The following is a 19,045-nucleotide window of genomic DNA, read 5'->3' on the forward strand; positions in this document are numbered from 1 at the left end:
GAGCGTCACGGTCGGTCGGCGATGGAGGTCGCTACTCTAAGACGACCGTGAGTCCCCACTCGCCCGACGAGCCGTCCGCGGCGTCCGGCCCGCCGACCGAAACGGGCGTCCGGAACCGATACTCACCCACCGGGAGGCAGGCGTCCTCGCCGGGCGTCGCGTACAGGTCCACCGACCGCTCGCTCGTCGCCCCTGGCCCGAGGTCGAACGTGCGATACTCCTCGGTGGTGACCACGGAGTCGGTGAGCCGCCAGCACCCCGGCTCGGCCGGAAACGCATCGGCCGCCGGGAGCCACACGAGCGCGCGGGTGTCGTCGTACACGTACTCGAGGTGGGCCGCGCGCCCTTCGCCGACGGTGACGGGCTCCTCGCTCGTGTTGGTGAGCGTCGTGCGAATTCGCGGCGGCGACGACTCGGTCGCCGCCTCGTTGACGACCGCGACCGCGACGGAGACCGGGAAATCGCCGAGGCCGTCGACCGACCGGACCGAGATGCCGGGACCCCCGGTCCCCCTCGGTCGGGTTCCGTCCGCCCCGTCGTCGGTCGAATCGTCGCCGGGGAGCCCGTTGTCGCCCGATCCGTCGTCCGACCCACCATCGCCCGATCCGTCGTCCGACCCACCATCGCCGACTCCGGGCGCGCGGTCGACACACCCCGCGCTCCCGACGAGCAGCGCCGAACCGGCGCCGAGCCCTCGGAGGTACCGTCGCCGCGTAGTCGTCATGGAGGTACTGAAGACGTCGAAACGGATAACCACGACTGTGAGCGACGGTAGCGAGACACGGGTCGGCACGATTGCCCCCGATCGCGGCCGGCGCCCTCAGTAGACGACGAGCGAGAGGTACAGCTGTCCGACCCCCGCGACGACCATCACCGCGCCGGCGACGCGTTTCAACAGCCCCGCGTGAGCCATCACCCGGTTCGCGTTGCTGATGAGACCGACGCCCGTCGCGACGGTCGTCGCGGCCATCAAGAGAGCGACGACGCCGGCGTAGACGCCGACCACGAGCGCGGCGGTCTCGGCCGGCAGCGCGATAGCCCGTGCCACCACGGCGAGGAAGATGGGCGCGACACAGCCGGCCCCGGCGAGGGCGTAGCCCGCCCCGAACAGCCCGAAGCCGAGGACGCCGGACCGGCGCTTCGGCAGCGACAGCGACAGCGACGGCGCCCGGTCGAACGCGACGAGCAGCCCGAAGACGACGAGGAGGCCGCCGACGAGCGTCTCGAAGGCCGTGATGTTCGAGAGCGTCGACTGACCGACCTGTACCGTCGCGCCGGCGAGCAGCGCGAACGTCGCGAGCACGCCGAGCGCGGCCGCCACGCCTCGCGCGCCCGCCCCCGCCACCGAGGCGTTTTCGGCGTCGACGGAGTTGACGTAGAAGCCGACGTACCCCGGTAGCAACGGGTACGCGCACGGCGAGAAGAACGTGGCAACGCCGGCAGTCACGGCGAACGGGAGGTTCGTCGCGAGCGACACGTCGGTCATGGTCTGGACGCGCCGCCGGTCATCGGTCGAGGGCGGTTTCGATGCCTTCGACGAACTCTTCGGTCGTGTGCGTTCCCGAGGTCGCCCAGCGGACGCGGCCAGACGCGTCGATGGCTCGGGCGCTGGGGTAGCTGCTGACGCTGAGACGAGCGGCGAGTTCGGCCGAGATGTCGGCCGCGACGAGCCAGTCGCCGTCGTTTTCGCGCCACCAGTCCGTCACGGCCTCTGGGGCTATCACCTCGCCGACGGGTTCTGTCGTTACCGAGACGAACAACACCTCATCGCCGAGTCGTTCGTGTGCGGCCGCAAGCGCCGGCATCTGCTCCTCGCAAGGGCCACACCACGTCGCAAAAAAGTCGACGAAGGTCGGACGGTTAGGGGCCGGCAGCGTCACCTCGCCGTCACGACTTCCCGGTGCGTTGATTGTCTGGAGCGTAACTGGGTCGACCGGTGACGCACCGTCATTTTCTCCGCCTGCCTCGTCGCCGTCGCTGGTCCCGGCAGCTCCCCCGCCGTTCTCAGCGGGCCCGCTCGTCGAAAGCGATCCCACCTGGATCGCGCCGGACGCGACGGCGCCGCCCCCACCGAGGACGCCGACGCTCGCGAGGCCGGCGACGAGTTCCCGACGCCTCACGCCGTGACCACCCGCCGGAAGTCGTCGACGATCCGCTCGGTTTCCGTCGCCGGGCCGCGCGGGTACGCCCGCTCGACGATGCCCTGCTTGTTGACGAGAAGGATAAGCCCGTAGTGCGGGAACGCGTACTCCAGGTTCGCGTACTGTTCCCCGTTCGTCTTCTGGATTTTCAGCCCGAAGTTATCGTCCATCAGCTCCACGCCCGCCTCGTAGCTCTCGGGGCGGAGGAAATGCCAGTTGCCGGCGTCAAGATCGACACCGCGCTGGTTCGCGTACTCGCGGAGGACCGGTGCGGTGTCCCGCTCCGGGTCGAACGTTTGTGCGAGAAGCGCAGCCTCGTCGCCGTACCCCTCCTCGGCGGCGACCTCCTGTACCCGCCGGAGCCGGAGGATCAACGCCGGGCAGACGCCGTCGGGGCAGCTGGTATAAAAGGAGGTCCACAGCACCGCGCGCTCGCCCTCGTAGTCGGCGACCGAGATGTCGTCGCCGGTGAGTGGGTCGGGAACGGTGAAGGCGGGCATCTCCTCGCCGTGGATCGGGTGAACCGGATCGCCGCGCGTCTGCTCCGGCGGGTCGAGAACCGTCGTATCGTCACCGAGGACGCCGGCACAGCCGGCGAGGGCGGTCGTTCCGGCTGCGGCCCCGGTGGCGGCCAGCGAACGGAGGAAGCGGCGGCGATCCATATTTATACCACATTCTTGCGCCCGCTCGTAAATTAACCTCGCGGCTGATGGCACGCGATGAACACGAGCGATGCGAACGCGCAGCTCCGAGCGTACGGCGACCGACCGCGAGGGTGACCGATCGGCTCAGACGGCGTATCGATGCTTCAAACTCGCTAAACGCCGGAAATCACCGACCGAAACGGTCGTGGTACCGTGACCCTCGCAAGCGTTATCCCCGAAAGGGCAGTACGTTTGTTTGCAATGGCAAACGGTAAGGTTGATTTCTTCAACGACACTGGCGGCTACGGTTTCATCTCGACTGACGACGGCGACCTCGACGACGACGAAGACGTGTTCTTCCACATGGAAGACGTCGGCGGCCCGGACCTCGAGGAGGGTCAGGAAGTGGAATTCGATATCGAATCGTCCCCCAAGGGACCCCGCGCGACGAACCTCGTCCGCAACTAATCCCCCTACTCGCGGACGACGCGTCCGTATGCACTAACTCGGAATTCGGTCGCCGATCGATCTGATCGGCGGCATCTCCGTTTCTTTCACACGTACCACACTCTCCGAGCGGCGGCCATCACATTCTCCCGAGCGACGCCCCCACCCCACAGCGACGCCCACGCAGAGCCCGCCGACCGGCTAGATCGACCGTTTAAATACGAACGCGGGTGAAGCCGGCGTAGTGAGCGATCCAATTCCGACCGGCTGTCAGCCGGTCGACGACCTGTTGGGCGGGGGGTTCGAGCGCGGGGTCGTCACGCAGGTGTACGGACCGCCCGCGGCCGGCAAGACCAACCTCGCGCTCGCCGCCGCCGTCTCGGTCGCGTCGGGCGGCGAACGCGCGCTGTTTATCGACACCGAGGGGCTCTCTATCGACCGGTTCGAGCAGATGGCCGAAGGGCGGACCGACGCCGACGAGACGGTCGAGACCATCGCCTCGCGGCTGGTTATCTCCGAGGCGTACGACTTCGCCGACCAGCGCGAGGCCGTCCGCGACGCCGAGGAGCTCGCCGACGAGGTCGAACTGATCGTGTTAGACTCCGCGACCGGCTTCTATCGGCTCGAACGCGCCGGCGACACCGAGGGCGGCGAGTCGCTTCGCAAGGTCGCAAAGCAGGTGACGCACCTCCTGTCGCTCGCGAGGCGCCACGACATCGCCGTCGTCATCACGAATCAGGTGTTCACCGACCCCGACAGCGACCGCGACCGGGCGCTCGGCGGGAACACGCTCAACCACTGGACCGGAGCGATCGCCCGCGTCGACCGGTTCCGTGGGGGAAACCGCCGGATCACGCTGGAAAAGCACCGGTCGAAGCCCGCGGGCGACACCGCCACGTTCCGGATCGTGGGCGACGGGCTAGCCGAAGGCGGAGACGCGTAGACGCGCCACCCAGGGGGTGAGAGTCGGATATTCTCGGCGGCCACAAAAAGTAAAAACGAACGCGGTACCGCGCCGGCGCGGTCGGCGACGACCGAAGTCGACGAATCGGTCTGTTCGGACCGATTGGCGGCCGAGTTAGAGCTCGCCGAGTTTGTGCAGGAGCTGTCCGCGGTACTCCTCGTCGGCGTTGACGCCCTTGATTTCGAGGACGTTGCGCTCCAGTTTGTCGAGCGCGACGTGGAAGGCGTGCTCGGCGCCGTACCCCTCGCCGGAGCCCGCGACCTGCCCCTCGTTGGTCCGGAGGCGGATCTGACACTGGATCAGGGGCGTGCCGCGGAGCTTCTCTTTGTGCGCGTGGAGTCGGACGTGCGCGTGGATGACGTGCATGTCCGCGTACTTGTCTGCCACCTGCTCGATGGACTCGACCACGTGTTCACGAGAGGTCGTGTCCAGCAGCTCGACGTTCGTGATCTGGACGTCCATCGAGTCCTGCTCGGTGAACGTGAGCGCGCGCAGCACGTCCGTCTTGGTCACCATGCCGGCGACGATGTCGGCGTCGTCGGGGGTGACGACCAGCCCGGAGACGTCGTTGTCGAACATCCGGCCGACGACGGCTTCCGCGGTCTCCTCTGCGGTCGCGGTGACCACCGGGCTCGACATGATGTCGTACACCGGGATGTCGAGCATCCGGTCGATGTCGCCCGCGCGGTCGCCGCTGCCCTGTCGCTCGTGGTCGCGGACGACGAACTCGACGATGTCGTTGGTGGTCACGACGCCGACGAGCTGGCCCGACTCGTCGAGGACGGGCAGCCGCGAGATGCCGTTCTCGCGGAGGCGGTTGATCGCGCTGCCGACGCTGTCTTTCTCGTTGATCCCGATCACGTCGTCGGTCGCGACCTGACCGACGGTGATCGCGTCGAGGCTGTCGAGGACGGCCTCGAGGATCTGATCGACGGTGATGATTCCGTAGAGCTTCTCGCCTTCGTACACCGGGGCGATCTTCACGTCGCCCTCGACGAGGAGCCGAGCGGTCTCACGGATGTCCTCGTGACGGTCGACCGACGGGGCCGACTTCATGACGGCCGACACCTTGGTGTCGTCCTCCATTCGAGAGCGCATCAGCTGTTTCTCGCCGACGACGCCGGCGTATTCGCCGTCCTCGACGACGATGATCCCTTTGGGGTTCTCGCGCTCGAAGATAGACCGGACCTTGGCGAGTCGTTCGCTGACGTCGACCTCGACGTACTCCGGCACCGCGATATCAACAATATTCATGGTCCAATCTGAGAGTTGGACACGCCGGGTATTGAAAGTGCTGGAGCCGTCTCCGTCTGTGAGATCGTGCCTAGGAGCGACCGGCACACGTTTGCAAGGCCCTCTGCGCGAACGCGCTCACCGCGTCGAAACGGGACGGATCCCCGGCCGATCGCCCCGGTGAAAGGCTTTTGACGGTTACCGACGGAGAGAGGGGCGTGTACGACGCCGTCGTCCTCGACAACGACGGGGTTCTCATCGGCCGAACCCCGTTCGACACCCTCAGGGAAGCCGCCTGGGACGCCTTCGTGAGCCTCGGCGTCGAGGATCCGGATCTGGCTCACGTCGACGACATCGCCGTCGGCGTCGACCCCGCCACGCTGACCGACATCTGCGAGCGCTACGGGCTCGACCCCGTCGAGTTCTGGCGGGTCCGTGACGAGACCGCCTCGGTCGCACAGGTGGAGGCGGCGCGGAGCGGGCAGAAGACGCCGTACGAAGACGTCGACGCGCTCCGCCACCTCGACGCCTCGCTCGGGGTCGTCTCCTCGAACCAACAGGCGACCGTCGACGCGCTCCTCGACCACTTCGGTCTCGCCGGGCGGTTCGAGGTCGCCTACGGCCGCGAGCCGTCCGTCGCCAGCCTCTCGCGCAAGAAGCCGTCGCCGTACTACATCGAGCGCGCGCTCGAAGCGCTCGACGCCGACACCGCCATCTTCGTCGGCGACAACGAGTCCGACGTTCTCGCGGCCGACAACGCCGGGATCGACTCGGCGTTCGTCCGGCGACCCCACCGCCGCTCGACCGAGCTCTCCTGTCAGCCGACCTACGAGATCGACGACCTCCACGACCTCGTGAGCATCTGCGGCCGGGCGCCCGTCGATCCCGAGACGGGCCTCTGAGTCGCCGACCGCCTCGCGTGCAGTCCGTCCTCGCGTCACCGATCGACTTTTGAGCCGGTCGGTCCGAACGTCGCCATGGATCTCCCGCCCGTCGGGCTCGGCACCATGGGAATCGACGACCCCGACACGATCGCGACGGCGCTGTCCGTCGGCTACCGACACCTCGACACCGCCCGGATCTACGGGAACGAAGCCGTCGTCGGCGACGGGCTCGCCGCGAGCGACGCGTCCCGCGACAGCGTGACCGTCGCCACGAAGCTGTGGGTCGACGACCTCGACGCGGCGGACGTGGGCCCGACCGCCCGCGAGAGCGCCGACCTCCTCGGGGTCGACGCGCTCGACCTCCTCTACGTCCATCGCCCGCGCGGACCGTACGACCCGGCGACGACCCTCCCGGCGCTCGACCGGCTCGTCGACGAGGGGACCGTCGGACGGGTCGGCGTCTCCAACTTCGAGATCGACGACCTCGATCGCGCGCTGGGCACGCTGGACGCGCCCCTCGCCGCCCACCAGACCGAGCTGCACCCCCTCTTTTACCGGCCCGAGCTGCTCGACCACGCCCGCGAACACGGGTACGCCGTCGTCGCCTACTCGCCGCTTGCGGGCGGACGCGTCCGGGAGATAGACGCCGTAACCGAGATCGCGGCGACGCGCGACGCGACGCCCGAGGCGGTCGCGATCGCGTGGGCGACCGCGAAAGACCCCGTGGTGACGATCCCGAAGGCGTCGAGCGAGCGGCACCTCCGCGCCAACCTCGCGGCCGCCGAGATCGACTTGACGCCCGAGGAGGTCGCCGCGATCGACGCGGTCGACCGCGAAGTCGAACTGTTCCCGGAGTGAGGTCGGTCGATCCACGTTACTGCGTATTTGAATCGCCGCTCGGAGAGAGATAGACACGATCCCGCGTCGTTTTTATATCGCCTCACCGTCCGGTTCGGTATGACCGAGACGAGCGGCCGGGACGCCGACGACGGCACGCAGATTATCGACGGCGAGGCGGTCGCCGCCGACGTTCGCGACGACGTGGCCGCACACGTCGACACGCTGGACGCGGCGGGCGTGACGCCGGGCCTCGCGACCGTACTGATGAGCGACGACCCCGCGAGCGAGACGTACGTCTCGATGAAACAGCGCGACTGCGAGGAGGTCGGCATCGAGAGCGTCCACGTCGAAATCGACGCCGACGCGCCGGCCGCGGAGCTGTACGACACCATCGACGACCTTAACGCCCGCGAGGACGTCCACGGCATCTTAGTCCAGCTCCCCGTCCCCGACCACGTCGACAAACGGCAGGTCCTCCGGCGGATCGCCCCCGAGAAGGACGTGGACGGCTTCCACCCGGAGAACGTCGGACGGCTCGTCGCCGGCGACGCCCGGTTTAAACCCTGCACCCCGCACGGCGTCCAGAAGCTGCTCGCGGCGTACGACGTGGAGACCGAGGGCGCCGACGCGGTCGTCGTCGGCCGGTCGGACATCGTGGGGAAGCCGATGGCGAACCTGCTGATCCAGAAGGGGCCGCTCGGCAACGCGACCACGACGGTCTGTCACTCGCGGACCACGGATGTCGAACAGAAGGTGGCGGGCGCGGACATCGTGATCGCTGCGGTCGGGATTCCGGAGTTCATCGACGGCTCGATGCTCAAACCGGGCGCGACCGTGATCGACGTGGGCATCAACCGGGTCGACGCGGACACCGACAAGGGGTACGCGCTGGTCGGCGACGTGGAACACGAGTCGGCGACGGCCGTCGCGGGCGCGATCACGCCCGTCCCCGGCGGCGTCGGGCCGATGACCCGCGCGATGTTGCTCTACAACACGGTGAAGGCGGCCGGACTGCAGTCGGACGTGTCGATCGACCTCGACTGAGCGGTCGCCGGACCTCGACTGAGCGGTCGCCGTCGCCGCCCGCGAACCGCCGCCCGGCCACGGCTCGACTCTTTTAAGTGAACTTGGGGCGAGCGACTCGACATGACCGACGAACGGATCGTCATCCTTGCTCACGAGAAGTTCCCGGACCGCGCGAAGACCGCCCTCGGCGTGATGCGCTACGGCGACCAAGACGTCCGGGCCGTCCTCGACCGCGACACCGCCGGCGACAGCGTCAGCGACCACGTCCCCGACGTGGCGGACGCCCCGGTCGTCGCCTCCTTCGACGACGCGCTCGCGGCCGCCGACGCCGACGTGGACGCCTTATATATCGGCATCTCGCCGATCGGCGGCGAGTTCGACGAGTCGTGGCGGGACGACGTCGAGGCGGCGATCGAGGCCGGCTGTGACGTGGTGAGCGGGCTCCACTACTTCTTAAACGAAGACGCGGAACTCGCGGCGCTGGCCGACGAGCACGGCGTCGACCTCGTCGACGTCCGCGAGCCGGCCGACGATCTGACGGTCGCGAGCGGCGCCTCCCGCGACGTGGCCGCCGACGTGGTGTTGACCGTCGGGACCGACTGCTCGGTCGGGAAGATGACGGCCTCGCTCGAAATCGTCGCCGCCGCCCGCGAGCGCGGCATCGACGCCGCGTTCGTCCCGACCGGCCAGACCGGGATCATGATCGCCGGGTGGGGGAACCCGATCGACCGCGTCGTCTCCGACTTCACCGCGGGCGCGGTCGAGGAGATGCTCGTCGAACTCGGCGACGACCACGACCTCCTCGTCGTCGAGGGGCAGGGCAGCATCGTCCACCCCGCGTACTCGGCGGTCACCTGCGGGATCCTCCACGGCGCGATGCCGGACGGTCTCGTCCTCTGTCACGCGGCTGGTCGCGAGGCGGTCCACGGCTACGAGTCCTTCTCGCTGCCGCCGCTCGCCGACTACGTCGACCTCTACGAGGGACTCGCGGCGCCGGTAAACGAGGCGAGCGTCGTCGCCGGCGCGCTCAACACCAAGGACGTCGACGACGACGCGACGGCCGCGGACGCGGTCGACGACTTCGCCGCGGACCTCGGCGCGCCGGCCGCCGACCCGGTCCGTGACGGCGCCGACCGGATCGTGGACGGAATCGTCGACGCGGGGCTCGGCGCCGAATGACGCTCGAAACCGAGTTCGAACGCGTCTCGATCCCCCTCGCCGACCCGTTCACGATCGCTCGGGGGACCCAGACCGACGCCGAGAACGTGATCGTCCGGATCGCAGACGAGGCCGGGATGACGGGCGTCGGCGGCGCGGCCCCCTCGGCCCACTACGGCGAGACCGCGGACACGGTCGAAGCCGTCCTCCCGGCCCTGCTCGACGCGGTCGAGCGCGTCGGCGACCCCCACGCTATCGCCGAGATCGAGCGCGAACTGGCGGGGGTCGTGGCCGACAACCCGGCCGCCCGCGCCGCCGTGTCGATCGCCGTTCACGACCTCGCGTCGAAGCGGCTCGGCGTCCCGCTACACCGGCTCTGGGGGCTCGACCCCGCGGCCGCGCCCGCGACCTCGTTCACGATCGGACTCGACGAGACGGACCGAGTCCGCGAGAAGACCGCGGCGGCGGTCGAGGCGGGCTACCCGATCCTCAAGATCAAACTGGGAACCGACCGGGACCGCGAGCTGATCGAGGCGGTCCGGGAGGCCGCGCCCGACGCCCGCGTTCGGGTCGACGCCAACGAGGCGTGGACGCCCCGCGAGGCGGTCGCGAAGAGCGAGTGGCTCGCCGACCGCGAGGTGGAGTTCATCGAGCAGCCGGTGGCCGCGTCGAACCCCGAGGGGCTCAAGTTCGTCTACGAGCGCTCCGCGCTCCCGATCGCCGCCGACGAGTCCTGCGTGACGCTGTCCGACGTTCCGGCGGTCGCCGACCGCTGTGACATCGCGAACCTCAAGCTGATGAAGACCGGCGGACTGCGGGAGGCCCGCCGGATGATCGCCGCCGCGCGCGCTCACGGGTTGGAGGTGATGTGCGGCTGTATGATCGAGTCGAACGCGTCGATCGCCGCGGCCGCACAGCTCGCGCCCCTGCTCGATTACGCCGACCTCGACGGGTCGCTCCTGCTCGACGGCGACCCCTACGAGGGAGTCGAGATGGACGGCGGCGAGATCCGACTCGGCGAGCAGGGACGCGCGGGGACCGGCGCGCGGCTCGGCTCGGAGTAGAAAAGACGGTTCGACAACGCCCGCGCGACCGCCGGCTCTCGCGTCTCAGTTCCGCTGCTCGTTGGCGTCGGACTCCGACTCGGCCAGCTCGACGTCGACCTCCTCTGCGGGGTCGCTGTCGAGTTCGGCTTCGAGGTCGTCGGCGTCGATCTGCGATTCGATGTCGGCCAACTCGTCGTCTATCTCCTCGTCGCTGCTTCCCTCGGGAGCCTCGTCTGCGGGGTCGCTCTTGCCGAGTTCGCCTTTCAGCGTCTCCAGTTCGGCGTTGACCTCGCTGTCCGTCGAGAGGCTTTCGAGTTCGCGGTCGATGCTGTCCTTGTCCGAGAGCGCGTCCTCGAAGGCGCCGGAGTCTTCGAGTTCGTCCATCGCCTCTGCGCGCGCCTCCATCTCTTCGGTTCGCTCTTCGGCGCGCTCGATGGAGCGGCTCACGTCCTCCATCTCGTCGCCGACGCCCGTCATGGCCTCGGAGACGCGCGAGGAGGCCTCGGCGGCCTCGTACCGGGCCTTCATCGTCTCCTTTTTGGTGCGGAACTCCTCGATGCGGTTCTGGAGCCGGTTTTTCTTCTCGACGAGCTGCTCCTGCGTGTCGCTCAGATCGGCGATCTGGCCCTCCAGCTCCTCTATCTGGGCCATCTTCGACTTCTTCTTTTCGAGCGCCTTGCGCGCGAGGTCGTCGCGGTCCTGCTGGACCGCCTCGCGGGCCTGCCGGTTGTGCTTCTCGACGTTCTCATCGAGCTTTCGTTTCTGGATCTCTAAGCGCTTCTTCTGTGTCGTCAGGTCGGCGATTCCCTGCTTGACGTCCTGTAACTCGTCGCGCATCTGTTCGTACGAGTAGTCGAGCGACTCCGTCGGGTCCTCCGCGCGGTTGAGGAGGGCGTTCACCTTCGAGCGGATGACGTAGGAGGCGCGAGAGAGAATTCCCATAGTCGGTATACGCGCTCCACCCGTTAAAACCTCATGTGGTCTGCGGGCTGACTGGACTCGCGAGACGTGACGAGGCGCCGTCGCGCGGCCGTACAGCCGAGATCTGCGCGGCGGGGCTCGGTCTCGTGCCGCTCTTTCGTAAAGACTTATTCACACTGTTGTACAAATCCCCGACATGGATATCGGTGTGTTAACGGTTCCGCTGGGTGCCGAATCACTCGACGACGTGGCCGCGTATCTCGACTCCATCGGCGTCGACGCGGTGGAACTCGGCGTCGGCGGCTGGCCGGGCGAAGACCACGTCGACCGCGAGGCGCACCTCGCCGACGAGTCCGCCCGAGACGCGCTGCTCGACTCACTCGACGAACACGACCTCCGCATCTCCGCGCTGGCGACCCACAACAACCCGCTCCACCCGGACGAGGAGCGCGCCGCGGCGGCCGACCGCGAGCTCCGCGAGGCGATCGAACTGGCCGACCTGCTCGGCGTCGACACCGTCACCTGCTTCTCCGGGCTCCCCGCCGGCGCGCCCGGGGACTCGACGCCAAACTGGATCACGGCGCCGTGGCCGAGCGAACACGCCGACGCCCACGAGTACCAGTGGGACGAGGTCGCGATCCCGTACTGGCAGGAGTTGGCGAAACACGCCGACCACCACGGCGTCGACGTCGCCATCGAGATGCACCCGAACATGCTCGTCTACGAGCCGACGGGGATGCTCGCGCTGCGGGAGGCGACGAACGAGCGGATCGGCGCCAACTTCGACCCGTCGCACCTCTACTGGCAGGGCATCGACGTGACCGAGGCGATCCGCTTCTTGGGCGACCACGACGCGATCCACCACTTCCACGCGAAGGACACGAAGGTGTACGACGCGAAGGCCCGCGTGAAAGGCGTCCTCGACACGACGAGTTACACCGACGAGCCGGAGCGCTCGTGGCTGTTCCGCTCTATCGGCTACGGCCACGACGAGGGCCACTGGAAGGACGTCGTCTCGACGCTCCGGATGGTCGGCTACGAGGGCGCACTCTCCATCGAACACGAGGACTCGCTGACTTCCTCGCGTGAGGGGTTAGAGAAGGCGGTCGACGTGCTCGACCGAGCGGTCTTCGAGACGAAGCCGGGCGACGCCTACTGGGCGGAGTGAGACGGGGGACACACCATGACACAGCCACTCAAAATCGGCGTCCTGGGGTATCGCTTCATGGGCAAAGCGCACGCCAACGCGATGGCGCGGCTCCCGATGTTCTTCCCGGACGCGCCCGACATCGATCGCCACACGCTCGTCGGCCGCGACGAGGACGCGCTGGCGGACGCCGCCGAGCGGTTCGGGTTCTCGCACACCGCGACCGACTGGGAGGAAGCGCTCGACGCGGTGGACGTCTTCTACAACCTCGGGCCGAACCACGTCCACGCGGAGCCGTCCATCGCGGCCCTCGAAGCGGGGGTCCCGGTCCTCTGTGAGAAGCCGCTCGCGCCGACGCTCGACGAGGCCGCGGCCATGCGCGACGCCGCGGCCGCCGCCGACGTGCCGGCCGGCACCGCCTTTAATTATCGGTTCGTCCCCGCGATACGGTACGCGAAGGGGCTGATCGAGGACGGCGAACTCGGCGAGATCCGACAGGTCCGCGGTCGCTACCTCCAGGACTGGCTCGCAGACCCCGAGGCGCCGTGGGCGTGGCGGATGGACGCCGAGATGGCGGGCTCCGGCGCGCTCGGCGACCTGGGCGCACACACGCTCGACCTCGCCGACTTCCTCGTCGGCGACGCCGTGGGCGGGGTCGACCGCGTCTCCGGGCACCTCCAGACGTTCGTCGACGAGCGGCCGGTGTACGACGACGCCGGCGAGGTCGCCGAGTACCGAGACGTGACCGTCGACGACGCCTACACCGCGCAGGTCGCCTACGAGTCCGGCGCGATGGGGAGCTTCGAGGCGACCCGGTTCGCGGAGGGCCACAAGAACGACCACACGATCGAGGTCCACGGCTCGAAGGGGAGCCTGAAGTTCTCCTTAGAGCGGCTCAACGAACTCGAACTGCTCCGCGAGGGCGACCGCGGATACCAGACGGTTCTCGTCACCGACGAGACGGACCCGTACGTCGACCACTGGTGGCCGCCGGGCCACGTGATCGGGTGGGAGCACACGTTCGTCCACGAAAACTACGAGTTCCTGTCGGCGGTCGCCGAGGGCGGCGAGTTCGAACCGTCGTTCGAGCAGGGGTACGCGGTACAGCGGCTCCTCGACGCCGTCGAGCGCGCCGACGAGCGCGGGGAGTGGGTCTCCGTGGAGTAGGGAGACTCTCCGTGGAGCAGGGAGGGTGTCGAGGAGAGAGCGGCCTGCGCTTTTAAATAACCGATAACTGCCGGCGCGTCAGACCCCGGTCGCGCCGAGCGGGTCGCGTTCGGGGTTGGCTTCGATGGCCGACCCCTCGCCGGTGTAGGAGCCGAGTTTCTCGTAGGTGTCGAACGCGACCGGCTCCCAGACGATCTCGATGTTCTCGTTCCCCGTCGCGTTGGGGATCGCCACCCGGTCGCCCGGCCGAACCACCCCGTCGCCGGGCCACGCGCCGAACTGAACCTCCTCGTTGGGGTCTTCGCCGCGGACGTACAGCTCCTCGGCCGCGACGGGGTCCGGGCCGGCGGCCACGACGACGAGTTCGGTGCCGTCGTTTTCGACTTGGAACTCCGCGTCCGGCGGCGCGACGCCGTCGATCATCCCGACGACCGCGGCGCCGATGAGCGCGAGGAGCACGACGACGATGCTGACGAGCATCCCCGATCCGGCGATCGGGGCGAACCCGCGTTCGTCGCTCCTGAGCGCAGTCATTCGCGTGACACTCCGCGAGCGGCGGTATAAGAGTTTGTCCGCCGGCTATCAGACGAGATAACGTCGCGTGAGCGCCGGAGCGCCGCGCCCGAACCGACGCGAACCGGAACCCCGTTAATCCACCCGCCCGAAGGAGAACTCGTGACATCGTGGATCGAGGACCCGAACGGAGGGCGCGCACGCGGACCGCGCGGGCTCGGTCGAGCGTGGGTGGAGGCGTTGATCCGACCGCGGCGCTTCTTCGTGAACGGCGTCGCACCGGGCGATCAGGCGCCGGCGCTGACGTTCGCGATCGCGGTCGCCGCCGCGTACATACTCGGCTGGATCGCAGCGGACCCGGCGGTCGTCCCCGGTGTGGTCGTCTCGGAGACCGTCTCCGCGGCGATACTGTTCCTCCTCGTGGTGGTGTTGGCCGCGCCGGTCGGGCTCCACCTGACCGCGGCGGTCGCGACGCTCTCCGTGATCCTCGCGAGCGTCGAGCTACGGGACGGGCTCTCCCTCCGCGACCGGGGCGGCGTGAGCGAGACGGTGCAGGTGGTCGCGTACGCGAGTTCGCCGTTCGCGCTGGCCGGCCCGCCGATACCCGCGCTGCGCATCGCCTGCGGGGCCTACGCGGCGGTCCTGCTTCTGATCGGCTTCCGGACCGTCCACGGGACGACCGCGTTTCGGACGCTCGTCGCGGGCGTCCCGCCGATCCTCATCGGCTACGGCGTCGGCTATCGCGTCGTCGCCGCGATCCGGACGCTCTTTGCGTGACGCAGTCGCCGGTCGCGAATCGCCGGCGTCCGGCAGTTCGCTCCCGCGAGGGTTTCGACAACCGTTTTAGGCCCGAGACTCTCGGTGTACTCAAATGGGATCCTGTATCATTTGTGGCGTCGATGTCGACGGTCGCATCTGCGATCCACACCAAGAGGACGTCGTCTTCGACTTCCGCGGCGACGCTCCCGATCAGCTCGTAGACAACCGATTCTACCGCGGCGTCGTCGACGGCTACGCCGAGTTCGGCGTGTTCGTCGACCTTGCGCCGGGCGTGACCGGGCTCCTCCACCGGTCCGAACTCGACCGCCGGCTCGACAGCCTCGACTGGGAGCCGGGCGACGACGTGTTCGTGCAGGTGAAAGGCGTGCGCGACAACGGCAACATCGACCTGGCGTGGTCGATCCGACAGGCGGACCGCGAGTTCCGCGGCGTGTTGGTCCAGGACGGCGACACCGAGTATCAGCCCGGCGAGGACGACGAGTCCGAGCAGGCCGAATCCGAGGAGACCGAGCCGACCGACTCGGACGCCTCCGGCGCGGCGGTCGAAGCGGACGGCGAAGACGAGTCGGGCACGGAGGCCGACACCGAAGCCACCGCCGACGTCGGTGAGGCCGACGAGGACGCTTCGGAGACCGCCGAGACCGACGCCGACGAATCGACCACTGAACCCGCCGCGGTCGACGAGGTGGCCGCGGAGACCGACGACGGCGACGAGGCCGACGGGTCGAGTGACGACGACGCTCAGGAGACGGTCGCAGCCGACACCGAGGCCGACGAGGACGCCGAAGAGTCCGACGACGCCCTCAACGAGGACCGCGAGCGCGTCGGAATCGGCACCCTCGACGACGCCGTGGGCGACGCGGCGCGCATCGACGGCGAGGTCGTCAGCGTCAGACAGACGGGGGGCCCCACCGTCTTCGAGGTCCGCGACGAGACGGGCGTCGTCGACGTCGCCGCCTTCGTCGAGCCGGGCGTCCGCGCGTACCCCGACGTCGAGGTCGGCGACGCGGTGCGCATCGACGGCGACGTGGAGAGCCACCGCGGCGACGTGCAGGTCGAGTCCGAGGCGCTCGTCCTCTTAGAAGGCGAGGAGGCGGAGGCCGTCCGCCGCCGGCTCGCCGAGGCGCTCACCGCCGAGGCCCGACCCGAGGGGCTTCAGCCCCTCGCAGGCGACGAAGCGGTCGCGGAACTCGCCGACGGCCTCCTCGACGCCGCGGAGGCGATCCGCCGTGCGGTGCTCGAATCGCGACCGATCGTCGTCCGCCACCCGGCAACCGCCGACGGCTACGTCGCCGGCGCCGCGGTCGAGCGCGCGGTCCTCCCGCTGATCCGCGAGGAACACGCCAAGAGCGACGCCGAGTACCACTACTTCACCCGGCGACCGCTCGACGACCCGGTGTACGGGATGAACGCGGCGACGAACGACGCGACCCGGATGTTGCAGGACCGCGACCGCCACGACGAACAGCTCCCCCTGTTCCTGCTCGTCGGCACCGGTTCGACGGTCGAGTCGGCCGACGGGATCGACCTGCTGTCTGTCTACGGCGTGGACGCGGTCGTCGTCGACGCCGAGGTCGCTGACCCCGAAACCCGAACGGCCGTCGACACGCTCGTCTCGCCCGAGATAGACGGCGTCGACGCCGACCTCTCGACGGGCGCGCTCGTCGCGTCGCTGGCCTCCGCGGTCAACGACGCGGTGCGCGAGGACCTCCAGCACCTCCCGGCGGTGAGCTACTGGGCGGACACCCCCGACCGCTACGTCCAACTCGCCCGGGACGCGGGCTACGACGCCGAGCGCGTCGCGGAACTGCGCGAGGCGATCGCCCTGGAAGCGTACTACCAGTCGTACCAGGACAAACGCGAACTCGTCGCCGACCTCCTCTTCGAGGACGGCGGCAACCTCGCGGCGCACGTCTCCGAGCAGTTCCGCGAGAAGCTGGAGACCGAGATCCAGACCGCGACCGAGAACGTCGTCACCGAGGCGGTCGACGGCGTCGAGTTCGCCGTCCTCGACACCGACGGCTACACGCACCGATACGACTTCCCGCCGACCCCGCTCCTGTTAGACGACCTCCACCGCCGGAACGCGAACGGCGAGGCCTACGCGACCGTCGGAATCGGCACCGACGAGCTGTACGTGCGGACGAACGCGGACGTGTCAGTTCGCGCCGTGGCCGAGCGCGCGGCCGAACTGGCGCCGAACGCCGACGTGGCCACCGCCGGCCTCCGCGAGGGGAAAATCGAGTTCCTCTCCGGCGAGCGCGACGCGGTCGAAGACGCGGTCGTCGCGGCCGTCGCGGAGTCGTTCTGAGAGCGACGCGCCCGCGAACGGAGTCGGGGCTACCGCCGGGTGAACGGTCCCGGCGGGAGAATGAGGTCGTCGAGTTCTGCGAGGTGTTTGACGTTGAACACGATCTGTAGCTCGTCGCTCACCGGATAGCCGTTACAGGAGAGTCTGAACCCCCGCTCTGCCAGCTCGTCGGGCATGATGTGGTCCGTCGGCTGCGAGAGCTCCCCGTCGACGAGGTAGACGGCGCAGTTCGCACACGCGCCGCCGCGACAGGAGAACGGCCAGCCGAATCCGCGGTTCTCGGCCGCCTCGAGCAGGCTCTCGTCGGGGTGGACGAGGAGGCGCCCGTACGCCGATCCGTCGAGGTCGGCGTGCGACGCCTTCCGGAACAGGTCCTCGTCGTCGAGCGACCAGCCGTAGTCGTCGACGACTTCGTAATCGAGGAACTCGACGCGGGCCGGCTGGACCGCGTCGGCGTCGCCGTCGTCGTCGGACAGGTCGATGTCGGCCGCGCTCTCGTCGTCGCCGTCGCCGTTCCGGTCGCGCTCGTCGAGTTCGCGGTAGGCACGCCTGACGAGTTGGAACTCTTCGACGGTCCCGCCCTGATCCGGGTGTGCCTGTTTCACGCGCTCGCGGTAGGCCCGCTCGATGGCCGCATCGTCGGCGTCTTCGTCGACGTCCAGCACATCGAACGGCGAGACCATTCGGTACCGTCGATACTCGGCTCAGACACATAAACGCTCCACAAGGCGGCAGGCGTGGGGCCGTTCGGGGGACGAGCCGCCCGCCGTGGGTGGTCCGTTCGGCGAATCGACCTTTTAAGAGCCGCGACGGCGAACCGAAGCCAATGGGAAACGCGGACCTGCGTGATCTCGCGGCGATCCGAGACGTGCCCTTCGCGGAGGTCGAGGGGAGCGTCGTCGCCGTGGACGCGCACAACTGGCTGTACCGATACCTCACGACGACGGTGAAGTGGACCGGCGCGGAGGCGTACACCACCGCAGACGGGGTTGAGGTCGCGAACCTGATCGGGGTCGTCCAAGGGCTCCCGAAGTTCTTCGAACACGACCTGATTCCGGTGATGGTGTTCGACGGAGCGGTCACCGAGTTAAAAGCCGACGAGGTCGCCGACCGCCGCGAGAAGCGCGAGCAGGCCGAGGAGCGACGGGCGGCCGCGGAGGAACGCGGCGATTCGGTTGAGGCCGCGCGGTTGGAGGCGCGCACGCAGCGGCTCACCGACGTGATCCAGGAGACGACCCGCGAACTGCTTCGGCTGCTCGACGTGCCGATAGTCGAGGCGCCGGCCGAGGGGGAAGCCCAGTGCGCACGGATGGCGGCCGCGGGGACCGTCGACCACGCCGGCAGCGAGGACTACGACACGCTGCTTTTCGGCGCGCCGACGACGCTCCGCCAGCTCACGAGCAAAGGCGACCCCGAACTGATGGATCTGGAAGCGACGCTCGACGACCTCGGGTTCGACCGGCAGGGGCTCGTCGACGCCGCGATGCTCTGCGGGACCGACTTCAACGAGGGCGTTCGCGGTATCGGCCCGAAGACGGCGGTGAAAGCGGTGCGCGAACACGGCGACCTGTGGGGTGTCCTCGACGCGCGGGGCGCCGAGATCCCGAACGCCGAAGCGATCCGCGACCTGTTCATGAACCCGCCGGCGACGGACGTCTCCGTGGACACCACAGTCGACCCCGACGTGGACGCCGCCCGCGAGTACGTCGTCGAGGAGTGGGGCGTCGCCGCGGACGAGGTGGAACGCGGCTTCGAGCGCATCACGGAATCGCAGGTCCAGACCGGTCTTGACAAGTGGACCTGAGGCGGCGGAGAGACCGCCG

The 19,045-nt window shown here is 68.8% G+C and carries 20 protein-coding genes; 12 read left to right on the top strand and 8 right to left on the bottom strand.

Features of this window, described 5'->3' with window-relative positions:
• Positions 1–31: 31 nt before the first annotated feature.
• The 4 genes from DOS48_RS21710 to DOS48_RS21725 form a co-directional block, all read right to left on the bottom strand.
• A complete protein-coding gene (locus tag DOS48_RS21710) occupies positions 32–724 on the bottom strand; it encodes a hypothetical protein (protein WP_127117721.1) in 693 nt (230 codons plus the stop codon).
• A gap of 96 nt (positions 725–820) precedes the next feature.
• Positions 821–1,486: a cytochrome c biogenesis protein CcdA gene (locus DOS48_RS21715; RefSeq protein ID WP_127117722.1), complete on the bottom strand. Its 666-nt coding sequence runs from the start codon at positions 1,484–1,486 to the stop codon at positions 821–823.
• 19 nt (positions 1,487–1,505) lie between these two features.
• The gene (locus tag DOS48_RS21720; protein WP_127117723.1) at positions 1,506–2,120 is read right to left on the bottom strand and encodes a TlpA disulfide reductase family protein; all 615 of its coding nucleotides are present in this window, start codon (positions 2,118–2,120) and stop codon (positions 1,506–1,508) included.
• Positions 2,117–2,803 (bottom strand): SCO family protein, encoded by a 687-nt coding sequence (locus DOS48_RS21725; RefSeq protein ID WP_127117724.1) that lies wholly within the window; start codon positions 2,801–2,803, stop codon positions 2,117–2,119. The genes DOS48_RS21720 and DOS48_RS21725 overlap by 4 nt, the downstream gene beginning before the upstream one ends.
• Before the next feature lie 243 nt (positions 2,804–3,046).
• Here DOS48_RS21725 and DOS48_RS21730 point away from each other — a divergent pair, with 243 nt between their 5' ends.
• On the top strand, positions 3,047–3,253 hold the full coding sequence (locus tag DOS48_RS21730) for a cold-shock protein (protein WP_004595330.1): 207 nt from the start codon (positions 3,047–3,049) through the stop codon (positions 3,251–3,253).
• Between the two features lie 223 nt (positions 3,254–3,476).
• Positions 3,477–4,175, top strand: a complete 699-nt coding sequence (radB, locus tag DOS48_RS21735; protein ID WP_127117725.1) for a DNA repair and recombination protein RadB — start codon at positions 3,477–3,479, stop codon at positions 4,173–4,175.
• Between the two features lie 135 nt (positions 4,176–4,310).
• Here the strand turns inward: radB and DOS48_RS21740 are convergent, their stop codons facing one another.
• Positions 4,311–5,450 carry a CBS domain-containing protein gene (locus DOS48_RS21740; protein WP_127117726.1) on the bottom strand — a complete coding sequence of 380 codons (1,140 nt, stop codon included), beginning with the start codon at positions 5,448–5,450 and terminating at the stop codon, positions 4,311–4,313.
• Between the two features lie 197 nt (positions 5,451–5,647).
• Between DOS48_RS21740 and DOS48_RS21745 the strand changes: the two genes are divergently transcribed.
• The 5 genes from DOS48_RS21745 to DOS48_RS21765 all read left to right on the top strand — a co-directional run bounded on the left by DOS48_RS21745 (position 5,648) and on the right by DOS48_RS21765 (position 10,401).
• Positions 5,648–6,331, top strand: a complete 684-nt coding sequence (locus DOS48_RS21745; protein WP_127117727.1) for an HAD family hydrolase — start codon at positions 5,648–5,650, stop codon at positions 6,329–6,331.
• Between the two features lie 75 nt (positions 6,332–6,406).
• Positions 6,407–7,171, top strand: coding sequence for an aldo/keto reductase (locus tag DOS48_RS21750; RefSeq protein WP_127117728.1), 765 nt, complete (start codon positions 6,407–6,409; stop codon positions 7,169–7,171).
• Positions 7,172–7,270: 99 nt separating this feature from the next.
• On the top strand, positions 7,271–8,197 hold the full coding sequence (locus DOS48_RS21755; RefSeq protein ID WP_127117729.1) for a tetrahydrofolate dehydrogenase/cyclohydrolase catalytic domain-containing protein: 927 nt from the start codon (positions 7,271–7,273) through the stop codon (positions 8,195–8,197).
• 102 nt (positions 8,198–8,299) lie between these two features.
• On the top strand, positions 8,300–9,358 hold the full coding sequence (locus DOS48_RS21760) for a DUF1611 domain-containing protein (protein WP_127117730.1): 1,059 nt from the start codon (positions 8,300–8,302) through the stop codon (positions 9,356–9,358).
• Positions 9,355–10,401, top strand: a complete 1,047-nt coding sequence (locus DOS48_RS21765) for a dipeptide epimerase (RefSeq protein WP_127117731.1) — start codon at positions 9,355–9,357, stop codon at positions 10,399–10,401. The genes DOS48_RS21760 and DOS48_RS21765 overlap by 4 nt, the downstream gene beginning before the upstream one ends.
• Before the next feature lie 45 nt (positions 10,402–10,446).
• Here the strand turns inward: DOS48_RS21765 and DOS48_RS21770 are convergent, their stop codons facing one another.
• Positions 10,447–11,325, bottom strand: a complete 879-nt coding sequence (locus tag DOS48_RS21770; RefSeq protein ID WP_127117732.1) for a PspA/IM30 family protein — start codon at positions 11,323–11,325, stop codon at positions 10,447–10,449.
• A 175-nt stretch (positions 11,326–11,500) separates the two neighbouring features.
• On the opposite strand from DOS48_RS21770, the gene DOS48_RS21775 reads away from it, so the two are divergent.
• Together DOS48_RS21775 and DOS48_RS21780 are read left to right on the top strand one after the other, a co-directional pair.
• Entirely contained in the window at positions 11,501–12,472 is a 972-nt protein-coding gene (locus tag DOS48_RS21775; protein ID WP_127117733.1) for a sugar phosphate isomerase/epimerase, read from the top strand.
• Between the two features lie 15 nt (positions 12,473–12,487).
• Positions 12,488–13,618, top strand: coding sequence for a Gfo/Idh/MocA family protein (locus tag DOS48_RS21780; protein WP_127117734.1), 1,131 nt, complete (start codon positions 12,488–12,490; stop codon positions 13,616–13,618).
• A 78-nt stretch (positions 13,619–13,696) separates the two neighbouring features.
• Here DOS48_RS21780 and DOS48_RS21785 read toward each other — a convergent pair whose 3' ends face one another.
• On the bottom strand, positions 13,697–14,152 hold the full coding sequence (locus tag DOS48_RS21785) for a type IV pilin (RefSeq protein ID WP_127117735.1): 456 nt from the start codon (positions 14,150–14,152) through the stop codon (positions 13,697–13,699).
• Positions 14,153–14,293: 141 nt separating this feature from the next.
• Between DOS48_RS21785 and DOS48_RS21790 the strand changes: the two genes are divergently transcribed.
• Both DOS48_RS21790 and DOS48_RS21795 read left to right on the top strand, forming a co-directional pair.
• Positions 14,294–14,908, top strand: a complete 615-nt coding sequence (locus tag DOS48_RS21790; protein WP_127117736.1) for a YIP1 family protein — start codon at positions 14,294–14,296, stop codon at positions 14,906–14,908.
• 94 nt (positions 14,909–15,002) lie between these two features.
• Positions 15,003–17,222 (top strand): OB-fold nucleic acid binding domain-containing protein, encoded by a 2,220-nt coding sequence (locus DOS48_RS21795; protein WP_127117737.1) that lies wholly within the window; start codon positions 15,003–15,005, stop codon positions 17,220–17,222.
• Between the two features lie 29 nt (positions 17,223–17,251).
• Here DOS48_RS21795 and fer read toward each other — a convergent pair whose 3' ends face one another.
• Entirely contained in the window at positions 17,252–17,905 is a 654-nt protein-coding gene (gene fer, locus DOS48_RS21800; protein WP_127117738.1) for a ferredoxin Fer, read from the bottom strand.
• A gap of 143 nt (positions 17,906–18,048) precedes the next feature.
• Between fer and fen the strand changes: the two genes are divergently transcribed.
• Positions 18,049–19,026, top strand: coding sequence for a flap endonuclease-1 (gene fen, locus DOS48_RS21805; protein ID WP_127117739.1), 978 nt, complete (start codon positions 18,049–18,051; stop codon positions 19,024–19,026).
• Positions 19,027–19,045: the final 19 nt, after the last annotated feature.

It is taken from the genome of Halorubrum sp. PV6 (assembly GCF_003990725.2).
Lineage (GTDB): Archaea > Halobacteriota > Halobacteria > Halobacteriales > Haloferacaceae > Halorubrum.